This window comes from Streptomyces sp. SS7, assembly GCF_037993025.1.
Lineage (GTDB): Bacteria > Actinomycetota > Actinomycetes > Streptomycetales > Streptomycetaceae > Streptomyces.
On sequence record NZ_CP141223.1, the window covers coordinates 7281676 to 7298020 of the forward strand.

Sequence of the window (16345 nt, forward strand, 5' to 3'; positions counted from 1 at the left end):
TGGGGCGCGAATCACTGAGCCCCGGGTGACGCTTCGCCCGGGGTTCAGGCGATAGTGGACCCCGTGACTGCTGTTCCTCACCCCCGTTCCGTATCCGCCGCCTCCGCCCGGGCCGGCCGGCTGAGCCTCGGTCTCGCCCTGCTGTCCGGAGCGCTGGGCGCGGCCGTGGCCCTGCTCTCCACCCGGCAGCGCTGGTCCGAGGGCACGGCGACGGTGGCCGGCGGCCCCTTCGCCCTCACCGCCAGGGGCAGCGACGTCACGGGCGTGCCCGCGGCGCTCGCCATAGTGGGCCTCGCCGCGCTCGTCGCCGTCTTCGCCGTCCGCAAGGCCGGCCGGCTCGCGGTCTCCGCCCTCCTCGCGCTCTCCGGCGCCGGCATCGTCGTCGCCGCCCTGACCGGCGCCTCCGACGACTCCGTCCTCGACGAACAGGCCGCGCGGGCCTCCGGCGACACCTCCGCCTCCGTCGCCTCCTTCACCCACACCGCCTGGCCCTACGTCGCGGTCGTCGGCGGAGTCCTCATCCTGCTGGCGGGCCTGCTGGCCCTGCGCTACGGCCGCCAGTGGCCCGCCATGTCCGGCCGCTACGAACGCTCCGGCGCCCCCCGGCAGCGGCGGACGGCCCGGCCCGTCGACCCCGAGCGGCCAGAGGAGATCTGGAAGGCCCTGGACCGCGGCGAGGACCCCACGGGCGCCGACCCCGCCTGACCGCGTGCCGCGCACCCGCCGCGGGCCGCCCGGTGCGGTGCGTCGGACGTGTGGTGAATCAGACGCGAACGGAAGCCACCCCCGCGTCCGCCACGCGTGCGCGTACGGGACAATGGACACGAGCCCCCGGCTCGGACGGACACACACCCAGCGACACATAGACAGCAATGAGGAGCAAGTCATGGCGGGCAGCAGCCACGGACACACCCCGGCCGCCTGGACCGGTGTCACCATCGCCTTCATCGGTTTCTGCGTCGCGGGCGCGTTCATGGTGATGGCCCAGCCCGTGGGCTTCTGGGCCGGCATGGTGATCGTGGCCCTCGGCGGGGTCGTCGGCGCCGCCATGCGCGCCGCCGGACTGGGCCAGCCGAAGGACACCCACCCGGTACACAGGACCGCGGCGACGGTGAAGGCCGAGCCCGCCGCCGCCGAGGGCTGAGCGTCCGCACGACGTCCCGTGAGGGGCGGCCGGTGAGCACACCGGCCGCCCCTCACGCGCGGGTGCGTCCCGCCCGGGGCACAATGCGAGACGTGAACGCCGACAGCCAGCGGGTGACGACCACCGCCGCCGGACGCCTGGCCGTGCCCGCCGGGATCCTCGCCGCCGTCGCCGGGGCCTTCGCCTACGTCGGCGCCGTCGACCCCAACGAACCCGGCCACTACCCCGTCTGCCCCCTGCTGCGCGTCACCGGGCTGTACTGCCCGGGCTGCGGCGGGCTGCGCAGCGCGCACGCCTTCGTACACGGGGACCTGCTCACCGCCCTGCACGCCAACGCGCTCGCGGTGACCGGCTATCTGCTCTTCGCCGTCCTGTGGACCGTCTGGGTGGTCCGCGCGGCCCGCGGCCGGCCTCTGCGGATCGACCTCCGCCCGGTCGCCCTGTGGTCGCTGGGCGCGTCGGTCCTGGTCTTCACGGTTGTCCGGAACCTGCCCTTCGGTGGCTGGCTGCACCCTTGATCAACGGCCGAACGTCCAGGTAGTGGGACCGCGCTCCGCCGGATGTGAGGCCTCGCCCCTCCTGCGGATACCATCGCAGTGACCATCGTTTTCCACTGGTTGCCCGAAAGGGGGCCGCTCGCGTGAGTGTGCTCGACGAGATCATCGACGGAGTCCGTGCCGACCTCGCGGAGCGGCAGGCGCGCGTCAGCCTCGACGAGCTGAAGGAGCGCGCGGCCAAGGCGCCCGCCGGCCAGGACGGCGTCGCCGCGCTCAAGGGCGACGGCGTCAAGGTGATCTGCGAGGTGAAGCGCTCCAGCCCGTCCAAGGGCGCGCTGGCCGCCATCGCCGACCCGGCCGGCCTCGCCGCCGACTACGAGGCGGGCGGCGCCGCCGTCATCTCCGTCCTCACCGAGGAGCGCCGCTTCGGCGGGTCCCTCGCCGACCTGGACGCCGTCCGCGCGCGGGTGGACATCCCGGTCCTGCGCAAGGACTTCATCGTCACCTCGTACCAGCTGTGGGAGGCCCGGGCGCACGGCGCCGACCTCGCGCTGCTGATCGTGGCCGCCCTCGACCAGCCGGCCCTGGAGTCGCTGATCGAGCGCGCCGTCTCCATCGGCCTCACCCCGCTCGTCGAGGTGCACGACGAGGACGAGGTCGAGCGCGCGGTCGACGCGGGCGCCCGGATCATCGGGGTCAACGCGCGCAACCTGAAGACCCTGGAGGTCGACCGCTCCACCTTCGAGCGGGTCGCCCCCGAGATCCCCGACCACATCGTCAAGGTCGCCGAGTCCGGCGTCCGCGGCCCCCACGACCTGATCGCGTACGCCAACGCGGGCGCCGACGCGGTCCTGGTCGGCGAGTCCCTGGTGACCGGCCGCGACCCGAAGACGGCGGTCGCGGACCTGGTGGCGGCGGGCGAGCACCCCGCACTGCGCCACGGCCGGGGCTGATCACCCGCTAGGCTGACCCCGATGACTCCCACCGTGACGACCGTGGACCGGTACGCCCGCCTCGCGCGCGGCTGCCGCCCGAGGGGCTGCCGAGCCCCGGCGAGGCGCGTCCACGGCCGCCGTGTGCGGTACGTCATCGGAGACGAGCCGGGGCAAGTGAACGGCATGCGATGGCACCGACCCGCCCAGGGGCGCGGGGCCCTGCTCGATGTGCGGCTACCGCCGCGCGAGCGCGACCAGCCACTCACGGCCTGAGGTCGACCCACCAGCTCCGCCCCCACGGCGATCGGTTCTTTCACCAACTCACCGTGAGGTACACGCATGCCCAGCGACTTCTTCATTCCCGACCCCGAGGGTCAGGTCCCCACCGCCGAGGGCTACTTCGGCGCGTTCGGCGGCAAATTCATCCCGGAGGCCCTCGTCGCCGCCGTGGACGAGGTGGCCGTCGAGTACGACAAGGCCAAGCACGACCCGGAGTTCGCCCGCGAACTCGACGACCTGCTGGTCCACTACACCGGCCGCCCCAGCTCCCTGACCGAGGTGCCGCGGTTCGCCGAGCACGCCGGCGGAGCGAGGATCTTCCTGAAGCGGGAGGACCTCAACCACACCGGCTCCCACAAGATCAACAACGTCCTCGGCCAGGCCCTGCTCACCAAGCGCATGGGCAAGACGAGGGTCATCGCCGAGACCGGCGCGGGCCAGCACGGCGTGGCCACGGCCACCGCCTGCGCCCTGTTCGGCCTCGAGTGCACGATCTACATGGGGGAGATCGACACCCGGCGCCAGGCCCTCAACGTCGCCCGTATGCGCATGCTCGGCGCCGAGGTCGTCGCGGTGAAGTCCGGCAGCCGCACCCTCAAGGACGCCATCAACGAGGCGTTCCGCGACTGGGTGGCCAACGTCGACCGCACCCACTACCTCTTCGGCACGGTCGCCGGTCCCCACCCCTTCCCGGCGATGGTCCGCGACTTCCACCGGGTCATCGGCGTCGAGGCCCGCCGCCAGCTGCTGGAGCGCGCCGGACGCCTCCCCGACGCGGCGATCGCCTGCGTCGGCGGCGGCTCCAACGCCATCGGCCTCTTCCACGCCTTCATCCCGGACGCCTCCGTCCGCCTGATCGGCTGCGAGCCGGCCGGCCACGGCGTGGAGACCGGCGAGCACGCCGCGACCCTCACCGCCGGCGAGCCCGGCATCCTGCACGGCTCGCGCTCCTACGTCCTCCAGGACGACGAGGGCCAGATCACCGAGCCGTACTCCATCTCGGCGGGCCTGGACTACCCGGGCATCGGCCCCGAGCACTCCTACCTCAAGGACAGCGGCCGCGGCGAGTACCGCGCGGTCACCGACGACGCCGCCATGCAGGCGCTGCGCCTGCTCTCGCGCACCGAGGGCATCATCCCGGCCATCGAGTCCGCGCACGCCCTCGCCGGCGCGCTGGAGGTCGGCAGGGAGCTGGGCGGGGACGGACTGATCGTCGTCAATCTGTCCGGCCGCGGCGACAAGGACATGGACACGGCCGCCCGCTACTTCGGGCTGTACGACACCGACGCCGAGGTCGCCGCCAACGCGGCCGACACCGCCGAGATCGAGGGGGACGCCCAGTGAGCGGGAACATCCAACTGCTGTCGGACACCCTCGCCGCCGCCAAGGCCGAAGGCCGCTCCGCGCTCATCGCCTACCTCCCGGCCGGGTTCCCGACCGTGGACGGCGGCATCGAGGCGATCAAGGCCGTCTTCGACGGTGGCGCGGACGTCGTCGAGGTCGGCCTGCCGCACAGCGACCCCGTCCTGGACGGCCCGGTCATCCAGACCGCCGACGACATCGCCCTGCGGGGCGGCGTCAGGATCGCGGACGTCATGCGCACGGTGCAGGAGGCCCACGAGGCCACCGGGAAGCCGGTGCTCGTCATGACGTACTGGAACCCCATCGACCGCTACGGCGTCGAGCGGTTCACCGCCGAGCTCGCCGAGGCGGGCGGCGCCGGCTGCATCCTGCCCGACCTGCCGGTGCAGGAGGCGGGGCTGTGGAGGGAGCACGCCGAGAAGCACGGCCTGGCGACCGTCTTCGTCGTGGCGCCCAGCAGCAAGGACGAGCGGCTCGCGCAGATCACCGCGGCGGGCAGCGGCTTCGTCTACGCCGCCTCGCTGATGGGTGTCACCGGCACCCGTGAGTCGGTCGGCGCGCAGGCCCAGGACCTGGTCGAACGCACCCGGGCCACCGGCTCGGGCCTGCCGGTCTGCGTCGGCCTCGGCGTCTCCGACGCCCGGCAGGCAGCCGAGGTCGCGGGCTTCGCCGACGGGGTGATCGTCGGCTCGGCCTTCGTCAAGCGGATGCTGGACGCCCCGGACGAGGCGGCCGGTGTCGAGGCCGTCCGCGCGCTCGCCGGTGAGCTGGCGAAGGGCGTGCGCGGACAGGCGTGACCGAGCGGGGCAGGTGACCGGGCGGGACATGTGACAGAGCGGGGCATTTCGTATGGTTCACCCGTACGGGTGGACCTGGGACCGGGGAGGCGCAATGCGCCTCCCCGGTTCGTTCTGGGGGTGTGAGCGAGAAGAATCGTGAGGGAAAGCGCACCGCCCGGGAGCGGCTGGCGGTGGAGCGCGAGAAGCAGAAGGCCGCCGAGCGGCGGCGGCGCACCCTGATCGTCGGCGCGAGCGTGGTCTGTGTGCTGGGCCTGGCCGCGGTGATCGGTGTCGTCGCGGCGAACTCCGGCAAGGACGAGGACAGCGCCAAGTCCGGCCCCGTCGTGGCGCCCTCGGGGGCCCAGGGCAAGGACGCCCTGGCGATCCCGGTCGGCAAGGACGACGCCAAGGCCACGCTCACGGTGTGGGAGGACTTCCGCTGTCCGGCCTGCAAGGCCTTCGAGACGGCGTACAGACCGACGATCCACGAACTGACCGACGCCGGGAAGCTGCGCGTCGAGTACCACCTGGCCACCCTCATCGACGGCAACATGGGCGGCAGCGGCTCCCGCAACGCGGCCAACGCGGCGGCCTGCGCCCAGGACGCCGGGAAGTTCACCGCGTACCACGACGTGCTGTACGAGAACCAGCCGGACGAGACGGACGACGCCTTCAGCAAGAACAGCAAGCTGATCGAGCTGGCGGGCAAGGTCGACGGCCTCGACACGCCGGCGTTCCGCGCGTGTGTGGAGAAGGGCACGCACACCAGCTGGGTCGTGAAGTCCCACCAGGCCTTCCAGAGCGGCGGCTTCGGCGGCACACCGACCGTGCTGTTCAACGGCAAGAACATCTACCAGGACCAGACGATGACACCGGCGAAGTTCAAGCAGATGGTGGAGGAGGCCAACCGGGGGTGAGCGTTTCTCACCGGCCCGTTATGGAGCCGTAGCCGGGCCGCCCGCCGTGGGCCCGGTGCGGCAGGGTAGCGTCGGACCTGCCATGGAACTTGCCTACATTCCCAGCCCGTCGCGCGGGGTGCTGTACCTCGGCCCCATTCCGCTGCGCGGCTACGCGTTCTGCATCATCATCGGCGTCTTCGTCGCGGTCTGGCTCGGCAACAAGCGCTGGCTCGCCCGGGGCGGGCGGGCCGGCACGGTGGCCGACATCGCGGTCTGGGCGGTGCCCTTCGGACTGGTCGGCGGCCGGCTCTACCACGTGATCACGGACTACGAGCTCTACTTCACCGAGGGCCGTGACTGGGTGGACGCCTTCAAGGTCTGGGAGGGCGGCCTCGGCATCTGGGGCGCGATCGCCCTGGGCGCGGTCGGCGCCTGGATCGGCTGCCGCCGCCGGGGCATCGCCCTGCCCGCCTACGCCGACGCCATCGCTCCCGGCATCGCCCTCGCGCAGGCCATCGGCCGCTGGGGCAACTGGTTCAACCAGGAGCTCTACGGCAAGCCGACCGACCTGCCCTGGGCCCTGCACATCACGTCCTCCGCGGACGGCCGGGTGCCGGGGTACTACCACCCGACGTTCCTGTACGAGTCGCTGTGGTGCGTCGGCGTCGCCCTCCTCGTCATCTGGGCGGACCGCCGCTTCAAGCTGGGGCACGGCCGGGCGTTCGCGCTGTACGTCGCGGCGTACTGCGCGGGGCGCGGGTGGATCGAGTACATGCGCATCGACGACGCCCACCACATCCTGGGCGTCCGGCTCAACGTCTGGACCGCGATCGTCGTGGGTCTGCTCGCGGTGACGTACATCGTGGTGTCGGCGAAGAAGCGGCCGGGGCGCGAAGAGATCGTGGAGCCCGGCGCGGACGGCGCCGAGGGCGAGCCGCAGACCGAGGCGAAGGCCGACCCGGCCGCCGCCGACGCGTCCTCGGAAACCGCCGAGTCCGAGGACGCCGCCGAGGGCGAGGCCAAGGACGAGGCCAAGGACGAGGCAGAGGGCAAGGACGGGGCCGCGGCCGAGTCGGCGGGGAAGAAGAGCTGACGGCCGGTTCCACCGGTTCCACGACGACGAGGGCGCCCGGGTTTTCCGGGCGCCCTCGTCGTCGCACAGCACCTAGGTGCGGCGGGCCAGGGACAGGGTGCGTCGGGCCGCCGCCACCACCGCCGCGTCGATGAAACGGCCGTCGGGCAGGGCCTGGGCGCCCTGTTCCGTCACCGCCGCCTTGACGATCGTCTCGGCCTCGTCCAGTTCCTGCTCGGTGGGCAGGTAGGCGCGCTCGATGATGGGGAGCTGGCGCGGGTGGATCGCGGCGCGGCCCAGGAAGCCGAGGGTGCGGCCGTGGGCGCAGGAGGCCGCGAGACCGTTGAGGTCCCGGGTGTCGGGGTGGACGGACTGCGGCGGCGGGGCGAGTCCCGCGGCGCGGGCGGCGACGACGACCCGGGAGCGGCACCAGTCGAGGCCCGCGTCGGCGCGGATGCCGAGGTCGGCCCGGAGGTCGGCCTCGCCCAGGGCGATGCCCCGCAGGGCCGGGTGCGCGCCGGCGATGGCGTAGGCGTGTTCGATGCCGAGGGCGCTCTCCAGCAGGGCGTACAGCGGGGGTGCGCCGCCGTCGGCCGGGGCGGTGTTCTCGGCGATACGGGCGATCTGGTGCGGGGCCGTCACCTTCGGCAGCCGCAGTCCCGTCACGCCGGGCAGCGCGGCCACCGCCTGGAGGTCGGCGGAGGCCAGCGGGCTGTCCAGGGCGTTCACCCGGACGTGCACCGGGACGGGCTGGGGTTCGGCGAGGCGTTCGGCGGTGGCCTTGCGGGCGTAGGCCTTGCGGTCGGGGGCGACCGCGTCCTCCAGGTCGATGATCACGACGTCGGCGCCCGAGGCGAGGGCCTTGGTGACGGTGTGCGGGCGGTCCCCGGGGGCGTACAGCCAGGTCAGCGGGAACGGGGTCACAGCGCGCCCTCCGCTCGCAGCGCGGCCAGCTCGGCCGGGGTCAGGCCCAGCTCCGTGAGCACCTCGTCGGTGTCGGCGCCGTGCGGGCGGCCGGTCCAGCGGATCGCGCCCGGGGTCTCCGAGAGCCGGAACAGGACGTTCTGCATACGGATCGGGCCCAGTTCGGGGTCGTCCACGGCGACGACCGTGCCGAGGGCCTGGTACTGGGGGTCGTCCATCACGTCCCGTACGTCCTGGATCGGGGCGACGGCGGCCTCCGCCTTCTCGAAGGCGGCGAGCACCTCGCTGCGGGGGCGGGCCGCGATCCACGCGCCCACGGCCCGGTCGAGGACGTCGGCGTGCTCGGCCCGGCCGGCGCCTGTCGCGAACCACGGTTCGTCGATCAGCTCCGGGCGGCCGACCAGCCGCAGCACGCGCTCCGCGATCGACTGGGCCGAGGTGGAGACGGCGACCCAGGTGCCGTCGGCCGTGCGGTAGGTGTTGCGCGGGGCGTTGTTGGCGGAGCGGTTGCCGGTGCGCCGCTGGACGTATCCGAGCTGGTCGTACCAGAGGGTCTGCGGGCCGAGGACCGCGAGCATCGGCTCGATGATCGCCATGTCCACGACCTGGCCGTGTCCGGTGCGCTCCCGGGCGGCGAGGGCGGTCATGACGGCGTAGGCGGTGGCCAGGGCGGTGATGGAGTCGGCGAGGCCGAACGGCGGGAGCGTCGGTGGAGCGTCCGGCTCCCCGGTGATCGCGGCGAAGCCGCTCATCGCCTCGGCGAGGGTGCCGAAGCCGGGGCGGTGCGCGTACGGCCCGAACTGGCCGAAGGCGGTGACCCGGGCGAGGACCAGCCGGGGGCCGGCGGCGGACAGCTCCTCCCAGCCGAGGTCCCACTTCTCCAGGGTGCCCGGGCGGAAGTTCTCGATGATCACGTCGGCGCCCGCGGCGAGCCGCAGCAGCGTGGCGCGGCCTCCGGGGGTGGAGAGGTTCAGGGTGATCGTGCGCTTGTTGCGGCCGAGGAGCTTCCACCACAGACCGATGCCGTCCTTGGCGGGGCCGTGGCCCCGGGACGGGTCGGGTTTCGCCGGGTGTTCCACCTTGATGACCTCCGCGCCGAAGTCGCCGAGCAGGGTGGCGGCGAGGGGGCCGGCGAACAGGGTGGCGAGGTCGAGGACGCGCAGACCGTGCAGCGGCGGGAGGTTTCCGGTGGCGGCCCCGGTCATGACGCGTACTGCTTGTCGATCTCGGAGCGGTACGGCATCGACGCGGAGGCGCCGGGCCGCTGGACCGAGAGCGCGGCCGCCGCGGCCGCCCAGGCCAGGGCCTCCCGGACGGGGCGGCCCTCGCCGAGGGCCACGGCGAGGGCGCCGACGAACGTGTCGCCCGCGCCGGTGGAGTCGACGGCGGTGACCTGCGGGGCGGGCACGGTGAACGGCTCGGCGCCGCGGGCCGCGTGCAGGCTGCCGGCCGCGCCGAGGGTGATCACGACCTCGGGGACGAGCTCCAGCAGCGCGGTGGCGGCCTCGCGGGGGTCGGTGCGGCCGGTGAGCGCGGTCGCCTCGTGCTCGTTGGGGACCAGCAGGTCGGTGGCGGCGAGCAGTTCGGGCGGCAGGTGCCGGGCGGGGGCCGGGGTGAGGATCGTACGGACCCCGTGGGCGCGGGCCGCCCGGGCGCCCGCGACGACCGCGGGCAGCGGGATCTCCAGCTGGAGCAGGAGGGCGTCGGCGGAGGCGATGAGGACCTCGTCGCCGGGGGCGAGATGGTCGACGGTGGCGTTGGCGCCGGGCACGACGACGATCGCGTTGCCGCCCTCGTCGTCGACGACGATGTGCGCGGTGCCGGAGGGGAACTCGACCGTGCGCAGGTGGTCGGTGTTGACCCCCGAGTGTTCGAGGGCGGAGCGCAGCCGGGCGCCGAAGGAGTCGTTGCCGACCGCGCCGATCACCGAGACGGTGCCTCCGGCGTGGGCGGCGGCCAGCGCCTGGTTGGCGCCCTTGCCGCCGGGGATCGTCCGGAATTCCCGTCCCGTCACGGTCTCCCCGCGCTGCGGGGCCTTCTCGACGTAGGCGACGAGATCCATGTTCGTGCTGCCGAGCACGACGATGTCGGTCATGGGCGGGATGCCTCCCGGTGGGTGAGGGACCAGGTCAGGTCGGCGAGGGCGTCGAATCCGATGCCGTCGAAGCCGGTGACGGAGGTGGCGAGGCGGTTCTTCAGGGGGGCCGTCCAGCGCGTGGGGAGGGCGGCGGGGTGGCCGGCGAGGAGGCCGGCGATGCTGCCCGCCGTCGCGCCGTTGGAGTCGGTGTCCCAGCCGCCGGACACCGCGCGGCAGATCGAGCCGGTGAAGTCGCCGTCGGCGTGGGTGAGGGCGGCGGCGATCAGGGCGGTGTTGGGGATCGCGTGGACCCAGTGCAGTTCCTTGTGGGCGGTGTGGAGTTCGTCCACCACCGTGTTGAAGTCACGCTGTGCCTGGGCGAGTTGGATCGCGTGCGTGACGGCCTTCGCCAGTCGGGAGCGGGGCGGGACCACGGTGAGGCCGGTGCGCAGACAGGCGTGGACGTCCTGGGTGCCGCCGGCGGCCGTGGCGAGGGTGGCCGCGGTGAACATGGCGGCGTAGACGCCGTTGGCCGTGTGGGTCAGGGTGGCGTCGCGGTGGGCCTGTTCCGCGGCGGCGCCCGGGTCGCCGGGGTTGGTCCAGCCGTGGACGTCCGCGCGGATGAGGGCGCCGATCCACTCGCGGAAGGGGTTGCGGTGGCGGGCGGTGTACGGGGGTTCGACACCGGAGAGGAGGTTGCGGAAGGCGATGCGTTCGGCGGTGAAGGTGCGGCCGGGGGGCAGCTCGTCGAGCCAGAGCGCCGCCACGTCGTCGGGGGTGAAGCGGGGGCCGTGGCGCTGGAGCAGGAGCAGGTTGAGAAGGGGGTAGTTGAGGTCGTCGTCCTCGGGCATGCCGTCGATGTTCTCGGCGAGGGAGGTGGCGGCGGAGCGGCGGTTCCAGGGGTGCTCGGCGAGCAGGTGCGGGGGGACTCCCCGGGCGGTGAAGTAGCCGGTGAGCGGCCAGTTCCCCGTTGACCCGGCGAGTCGGCGGATGGCGTCGAGGGGGAGTTTCTCCACGGGTTTGCCGAGGAGGCAGCCGACCGCCCGGCCGAGCCAGGAGGCCTCCAGGGCGGCCCGGGTGGGGGCGGGGCGACCGGCCGCGGCCGGGCGGGGCCAGTCGCAGCTGTGCCGGACGGCGGTCAGGTCCGTCGGCTCGTCCTCCGCCAGCCTGCTCGGCAGGTCGGCGAGTTCGTCCAGCAGGTCCTCGGCCAGTTGGCGCAGGTAGCGGGACGGGCGCCGGGGGGAGGCTCCGGCCCGGTCGGGGGCCTCGGGGCCGCCTGCCGCCCGCCAGCGCGCGGCGACGGCCGACGGCTCGCGGCCGTCCTGGGCGGCCTGGCGCAGTTCGTGGCCCAGGAGGTCCTCCGGCTGGACCCAGGTCAGTCGGAGCATCCTCGGCCTCCGAGCAGGGTGGTGAAGGCCGTCTCGTGGGAGCGGCGGGCCCGGACGTCCTTCGCGAAGATCTCCCGGGCGACCCGGGCGAGGACGCGGGGCGGTTCCCGCAGGTCCAGCCGGCTCGCCTCCGCGACCTGCTTCGACCAGTCGTCGGGGACGGGGGAGCCGAGGGCGCCGGCGAGCGCGCCCGCCATGGTGGCGATCGAGTCGCAGTCCCGGCCGTAGTTGACCGCGCCGAGCACCGCGTGGCGGTAGTCGCCGTCGGCCACCAGCACCATGCCGAGGGCGACGGGGAGTTCCTCGATCGCGTGCAGGCGGGAGGGGCGGCGGGCGCCCAGGGAGGGGGCGCGGTAGTCGGGGCCCACCGTGTCGTACGGGGCCACCGCCTCGCGCAGCGGGACCAGCGCCGACTCGAAGTCCCGGTGCCGGGACGCCTCTTCGCAGACCTTCTCGATCGCGGTGCGCGTGCCGTCCTTGGCGAGGGCGAGGCAGGCGGTGACGACCGAGTCCGGGGTGGCGCCCGGGGCGCAGGCCGCCGCCACGGCCGCCGCGAACACGCCCGCCGCCTCGCGCCCGTACGAGGACTGGTGCGCGCCCGCGATGTCCAGGGCCTCGGCGTACGCGCCCGCCGGGTGGGCCGCGTTGACCAGGCCGACCGGGGCCATGTACATCGCCGCCCCGCAGTTGACGATGTTGCCGGTGCCCGCCTCGCGGGGGTCCGCGTGGCCGTAGTGGAGTCTGGCCACCAGCCACTTCTCCGCCAGGAAGAGCCGGTGCAGGGGGAGGGCCTCGGCCTCCAGCTCCGGGATCCAGCGGGGTGTGGTCATCAGGTCCGGGACCAGGTGGTCGGTGATCGCGTAGGCGTCCAGGTGGTCGCGGACCCGGTCGTAGACCCTGATCAGGGCGTGGGTCATCAAGGTGTCGTCGGTGACGTGCCCGTCGCCCTTGTGGTACGGCGCGATCGGGCGGGCGGTGCGCCAGGCGTCGCCGTTCCAGGGGCCGACGACGCCGTGGACGCGGCCGCCGTGACGTTCCACGATCCGGTCGGGGGAGTAGCCCTCGACGGGGCCGCCCAGGGCGTCGCCGACCGCCGCGCCGACGAGGGCCCCGGTGATCCGTTCTTCCAGATCGGATTGCGGCAGGGTGCTTTCCGGGTCCCTGGTGGTTTCTGTTTCTTTGGGCGTCATGCCCCGAATCATCCTCCTGGTGGCGCCGGTTGTACGGCTTCCAGGAGTCCGGCGAGTTCCACCAGGTCGGTGCCCGTGAGGCGGGGGAGCGCGCAGCCGGAGAGGACGCGGCAGGCGTCCCGCCAGGAGGCGGGAATCGCGTCCCTGCCGCCGAGGGCGCCCGCCAGCGCGCCCGCGAGCGCGGGGGCCGAGTCGGCGACCCGGGACAGACAGGCCGCGGCCGGCACCGCCTCGCTGATCCGGCCCCTGGCGGCGCCCACCAGGGCCAGGGCCACCGGGACCGTCTCGGCGGCGGCGATGCCGTAGCTGTAGACGTGGTCGACGATCTGGTGTTCCAGGAGGGGGATCAGGGCGAAGGCGCTGTCGGCGTCGTGCGCGAGACGCAGGGCGTGGCGGGCGTTGCGGCCGATCTCGGTGTGCTCGGGGAGTTCGGCCAGGGCCGCGCTCGTGCAGGCCTCCGGGGGTGCGCCGGTCAGGGCGAGGGAGACGGCCGCGGCCATCGCGCGGGCGCCGTGCACGCCGTCGCCGTCCTGGGTGTAGCGGGCGTCGAACTCGGCGAGTTCGGCGGCGCGGCGGGGGTCGCCGGGGTGGGCGACGGCGAGGACGCAGGCGCGCACGCAGGCGGCGTCGTCGAAGTAGTGCGGGTTGTCGTGGCCGGTGGCGGGGGGCCGCAGGCCTGCGGCGAGGTTGCCGAGGCCGGCGCGGACGGAGATCCGGGCGCGCAGGGGGAGGACGGCGGACTCGATCTCGGGGGCGCGGTCGGCCGCGGCGGCGACCTCGCAGGCGAGGGCGTTCCAGGTGAGGTCGATGGCGGCGCGCATCCGGCGTTCCCGGCTGAGGTCGCCGAGGGCGGTGTCGTCGCCCGCGCGCAGGACCGCCTCGGCGGCGAAGGCGGCCCATTCGGCGTCGTCGGAGGGGCCGAGGCGGAGGGGTTCGGGGGGCTGGTTGAGGGCGATGGGGACGGGGAGGGTGGTCGTCGCGTTGTGCTCGGCGAAGGTGTCGAGTTCGCGGGTGAGGCGGCGGGTCCAGTCGGGCATGCGGGCTGCGCGGTGGCGGGCGGCGGGCCAGCCGGCGGCGTCGCCCGCGGCCAGGCCGAGGAGGAGGCCGTGGACGCGGGCCTCGGCTTCGCCGTCGGCCCGCCGTCTGCCACCCGCACCACCCGTGCGGAGGCTCTCGTCGCCGGATGCGGACGCCCCCGGCGGCGCACCCCCACCACCGGCACCCGCGCCCGCACCCGGCTCCGCCACGACCACCCACGGCCGCAGACCCACCGTTTCGGCCGCCGCCCCGGCAGCCCCCTTCCCCGCCCCCTCCGTCGGTGGTTCGGTGTCGTCCGGGGTTGCTGTGGGTGGGGTGTCTTCGGTCCACGGGGTCGGTGGGGTCATGTCGTTGCCTCCGAGGCGGTGGGCTCGTGGATGCGGTGGAGGAGGTCGGTGACCGATTCCGGGGCCACCAGGTCCGCTCCCCATTTGCCGCCGTCGTCCGGGACGAGGAGTTCCGCCACGTCGAGGATGTGGTGACCGGCCATGGCGGGCAGGCATGTGCCGCGGGCCGGGCCGATGGCCGCCGCCCAGGTGGTGGGGATCGCCGTGACGCCCTGGGTGGCGCCGGCGAGGGCGCCGGCCACCGCCGCCGTGGTGTCGGCGTCGCGGCCCATGTTGACGGCCGTCAGCACCGCTTCCGGGAAGTCGCCGTCCGCCGCCGCGTACGCGCCGAAGGCGAGGGCGACGGCCTCGGGGGCGAGGTCGGTCCAGGGGTAGCCGCCGATGACGACGGCGGAGCGCACCGCGCGCTCGCCCCGGTGCGCCACGGCCACCGCGCGGCGCAGCGAGCGGGCCGTCCAGGAGTCCTCGGGGACGACGGCGAGGGCGGCGGCGACCACCGCGGTCGTCGGCGCGCCCGCCATCGCCGCCGCCACGCCCGCGGCGACCGCCTGGCCGCCGTAGATGCCCTCGCCGTCGTGGCTCACCGAGCCGTCGACGGCGACGAGGCGGGCGGCCTCGGCGGGGCGGCCCGCCGCGAAGACCCCGAAGGGGGCCGCGCGCATGGCCAGCCCGTCGCTCCAGGCGTGGCGGTGCTGGGCGGAGATCGGGGCGGCCAGGCCCCGGCGCAGGTTCTCCAGCGTGCCGCGCTCGCTGAAGCCGGCGCCCCGGAAGGGTCCCTCGTCGCGGTCGGCGATCCACGCGTGCCAGGCGCTCTCGACATGGGCCTGGGTCAGGGCCGAGCCGTGCCGGGCCAGCAGCAGTCCCGAGAAGATCGTGTACTCGGTGTCGTCCGTGCCGGCCGGCCGGTCGCTGACATAGCCCGTGATGCGGCCCCAGCGGGTCCGGATCTCGGAGGGCTTCAGGTTCTCGGCCGGTGCCCCGAGGGCGTCTCCGACGGCGAGGCCGAGCAGGGCGCCGCGGGCTCGTTCACGGATGGCTGGCATGCAGGGCCTCTCCTCCGCAGGCCCCGCACGGGTCGCGGAACCGTTTGCGGATGTGTCCCACCATCGGCGGTTGACCCGAGCCTGGGATCCCCTCATATCACCCGGTCGACATTTGTGCGGGCTCCTGATCGAATGAGCGGTCGACGGTAAAAGCGCAGGTTAGCCGAGCCTCTCCTTGCTGGCGAAGAGGAATGCGGGAGCGTACTTTGGCGTCGTCGGAAATTAGAATGCGTCCAAAGTTAGCTTTGGCTCACCTTGCTTTGGCTCACCTTGGCTTGGCTTGCTCGCTCGCTCCGGGGCACCTCGCTCCGGCTCCCGCTCACCTCGTTCCGCTCACCTTCCTGGGGGATTCCATGGCCGTCATCGACATCGAGGCACCGCTCCACGAGGCGCACCGCGACAACCACACGCACCGCGACGTGAACGGCGGCTGGCTGCGCCCCGCCGTCTTCGGTGCGATGGACGGCCTGGTCTCCAACCTCGCCCTGATGACCGGTGTCGCCGGCGGGGCCGTCGGTCAGCACACCGTCGTGCTGACCGGCCTGGCCGGGCTCGCCGCCGGCGCGTTCTCCATGGCCGCCGGCGAGTACACCTCCGTCGCCTCGCAGCGCGAGCTCGTCGAGGCCGAACTGGACGTCGAGCGCCGCGAGCTGCGCAAGCACCCCCAGGACGAGGAGGCGGAGCTCGCCGCCCTGTACGAGGCCCGGGGCGTCGACGCCGACCTCGCCCGGCAGGTCGCCGCGCAGCTCTCCCGCGATCCCGAGCAGGCCCTGGAGATCCACGCCCGCGAGGAGCTGGGCATCGACCCCTCCGACCTGCCCTCGCCGCTGGTCGCCGCGGTGTCCAGCTTCGGCTCCTTCGCGCTCGGCGCGCTGCTGCCCGTACTGCCGTATCTGCTCGGTGCGAGCACCCTGTGGCCGGCCGTGCTGCTGGCGCTGTTCGGGCTGTTCGCGTGCGGGGCGATCGTGGCCCGGGTGACGGCGCGGACCTGGTGGTACAGCGGGCTGCGGCAGCTCGCGCTCGGTGGTGCCGCGGCCGGTGTGACGTACGCCCTGGGCAGTTTGTTCGGAACGGCCGTAGGATAGTTCGACTGCTACTTATGCGTTGGGCCGTATAAGTAGCCGTTACCGACTGGTTTCGCGTGCTTAACCAGCGGGCATGAGCCGTAAGCGCTGTGGGCAATGACGCCTGCGGCGCACTCGCGGGGTGAACGACGTCGCTCCTCCCGCCCCGGGTCGACGGACACCGACCTGTCCCGTTCGATCCCACCACACCTTTCCAGCCACGCGCACGGTACCCCCGCCGCAGGCCCGTGGCGTCCGCATGTTGGAACGGAGTATCCGGTTCCCGAGAACCGCTCCATCATGTAAC

General features: G+C 73.9%; 16 protein-coding genes. 9 read left to right on the forward strand and 7 right to left on the reverse strand.

All coding sequences use genetic code 11. From position 1 onward, the window contains the following. The first annotated feature begins 54 nt into the window (after nt 1-54). The 8 genes from U5640_RS33415 to lgt all read left to right on the forward strand — a co-directional run bounded on the left by U5640_RS33415 (nt 55) and on the right by lgt (nt 6988). Nucleotides 55-705: a TIGR02234 family membrane protein gene (locus tag U5640_RS33415; RefSeq protein WP_340380816.1), complete on the forward strand. Its 651-nt coding sequence runs from the start codon at nt 55-57 to the stop codon at nt 703-705. Between the two features lie 181 nt (nt 706-886). Beyond that, nucleotides 887-1144 (forward strand): HGxxPAAW family protein, encoded by a 258-nt coding sequence (locus U5640_RS33420; RefSeq protein ID WP_340380818.1) that lies wholly within the window; start codon nt 887-889, stop codon nt 1142-1144. A gap of 83 nt (nt 1145-1227) precedes the next feature. Then, entirely contained in the window at nt 1228-1662 is a 435-nt protein-coding gene (locus tag U5640_RS33425) for a DUF2752 domain-containing protein (RefSeq protein WP_340380820.1), read from the forward strand. A 122-nt stretch (nt 1663-1784) separates the two neighbouring features. Continuing rightward, nucleotides 1785-2594, forward strand: coding sequence for an indole-3-glycerol phosphate synthase TrpC (gene trpC / locus U5640_RS33430; RefSeq protein WP_340380822.1), 810 nt, complete (start codon nt 1785-1787; stop codon nt 2592-2594). A gap of 321 nt (nt 2595-2915) precedes the next feature. Further along, complete coding sequence (gene trpB / locus U5640_RS33435; RefSeq protein ID WP_340380824.1) at nt 2916-4199, forward strand: tryptophan synthase subunit beta; 1284 nt, start codon at nt 2916-2918, stop codon at nt 4197-4199. Then, on the forward strand, nt 4196-5014 hold the full coding sequence (gene trpA, locus U5640_RS33440) for a tryptophan synthase subunit alpha (RefSeq protein ID WP_340380826.1): 819 nt from the start codon (nt 4196-4198) through the stop codon (nt 5012-5014). The genes trpB and trpA overlap by 4 nt, the downstream gene beginning before the upstream one ends. A gap of 122 nt (nt 5015-5136) precedes the next feature. Continuing rightward, nucleotides 5137-5913, forward strand: a complete 777-nt coding sequence (locus U5640_RS33445; protein WP_340380828.1) for a thioredoxin domain-containing protein — start codon at nt 5137-5139, stop codon at nt 5911-5913. 82 nt (nt 5914-5995) lie between these two features. Continuing rightward, entirely contained in the window at nt 5996-6988 is a 993-nt protein-coding gene (lgt, locus tag U5640_RS33450) for a prolipoprotein diacylglyceryl transferase (RefSeq protein ID WP_340380830.1), read from the forward strand. Nucleotides 6989-7060: 72 nt separating this feature from the next. Here lgt and U5640_RS33455 read toward each other — a convergent pair whose 3' ends face one another. The 7 genes from U5640_RS33455 to U5640_RS33485 are packed head-to-tail and all read right to left on the reverse strand — an operon-like array spanning nt 7061 to nt 14974. Beyond that, nucleotides 7061-7891 (reverse strand): CoA ester lyase, encoded by an 831-nt coding sequence (locus tag U5640_RS33455; RefSeq protein WP_340380832.1) that lies wholly within the window; start codon nt 7889-7891, stop codon nt 7061-7063. Next, complete coding sequence (locus U5640_RS33460; RefSeq protein ID WP_340380834.1) at nt 7888-9096, reverse strand: CoA transferase; 1209 nt, start codon at nt 9094-9096, stop codon at nt 7888-7890. The genes U5640_RS33455 and U5640_RS33460 overlap by 4 nt, the downstream gene beginning before the upstream one ends. Beyond that, nucleotides 9093-9986 (reverse strand): ribokinase, encoded by an 894-nt coding sequence (rbsK, locus tag U5640_RS33465; RefSeq protein ID WP_340380840.1) that lies wholly within the window; start codon nt 9984-9986, stop codon nt 9093-9095. Before rbsK ends, U5640_RS33460 begins: the two co-directional genes overlap by 4 nt. Beyond that, entirely contained in the window at nt 9983-11356 is a 1374-nt protein-coding gene (locus U5640_RS33470; RefSeq protein ID WP_340380842.1) for an ADP-ribosylglycohydrolase family protein, read from the reverse strand. The genes rbsK and U5640_RS33470 overlap by 4 nt, the downstream gene beginning before the upstream one ends. Beyond that, complete coding sequence (locus U5640_RS33475) at nt 11344-12546, reverse strand: ADP-ribosylglycohydrolase family protein (protein ID WP_340380844.1); 1203 nt, start codon at nt 12544-12546, stop codon at nt 11344-11346. Before U5640_RS33475 ends, U5640_RS33470 begins: the two co-directional genes overlap by 13 nt. Before the next feature lie 8 nt (nt 12547-12554). Further along, nucleotides 12555-13931, reverse strand: coding sequence for an ADP-ribosylglycohydrolase family protein (locus U5640_RS33480; protein WP_340380846.1), 1377 nt, complete (start codon nt 13929-13931; stop codon nt 12555-12557). Continuing rightward, nucleotides 13928-14974, reverse strand: coding sequence for an ADP-ribosylglycohydrolase family protein (locus tag U5640_RS33485; protein WP_340380849.1), 1047 nt, complete (start codon nt 14972-14974; stop codon nt 13928-13930). The genes U5640_RS33480 and U5640_RS33485 overlap by 4 nt, the downstream gene beginning before the upstream one ends. 353 nt (nt 14975-15327) lie before the next feature. Here U5640_RS33485 and U5640_RS33490 point away from each other — a divergent pair, with 353 nt between their 5' ends. Continuing rightward, the gene (locus U5640_RS33490) at nt 15328-16059 is read left to right on the forward strand and encodes a VIT1/CCC1 transporter family protein (protein WP_340380851.1); all 732 of its coding nucleotides are present in this window, start codon (nt 15328-15330) and stop codon (nt 16057-16059) included. Nucleotides 16060-16345 lie beyond the last annotated feature (286 nt).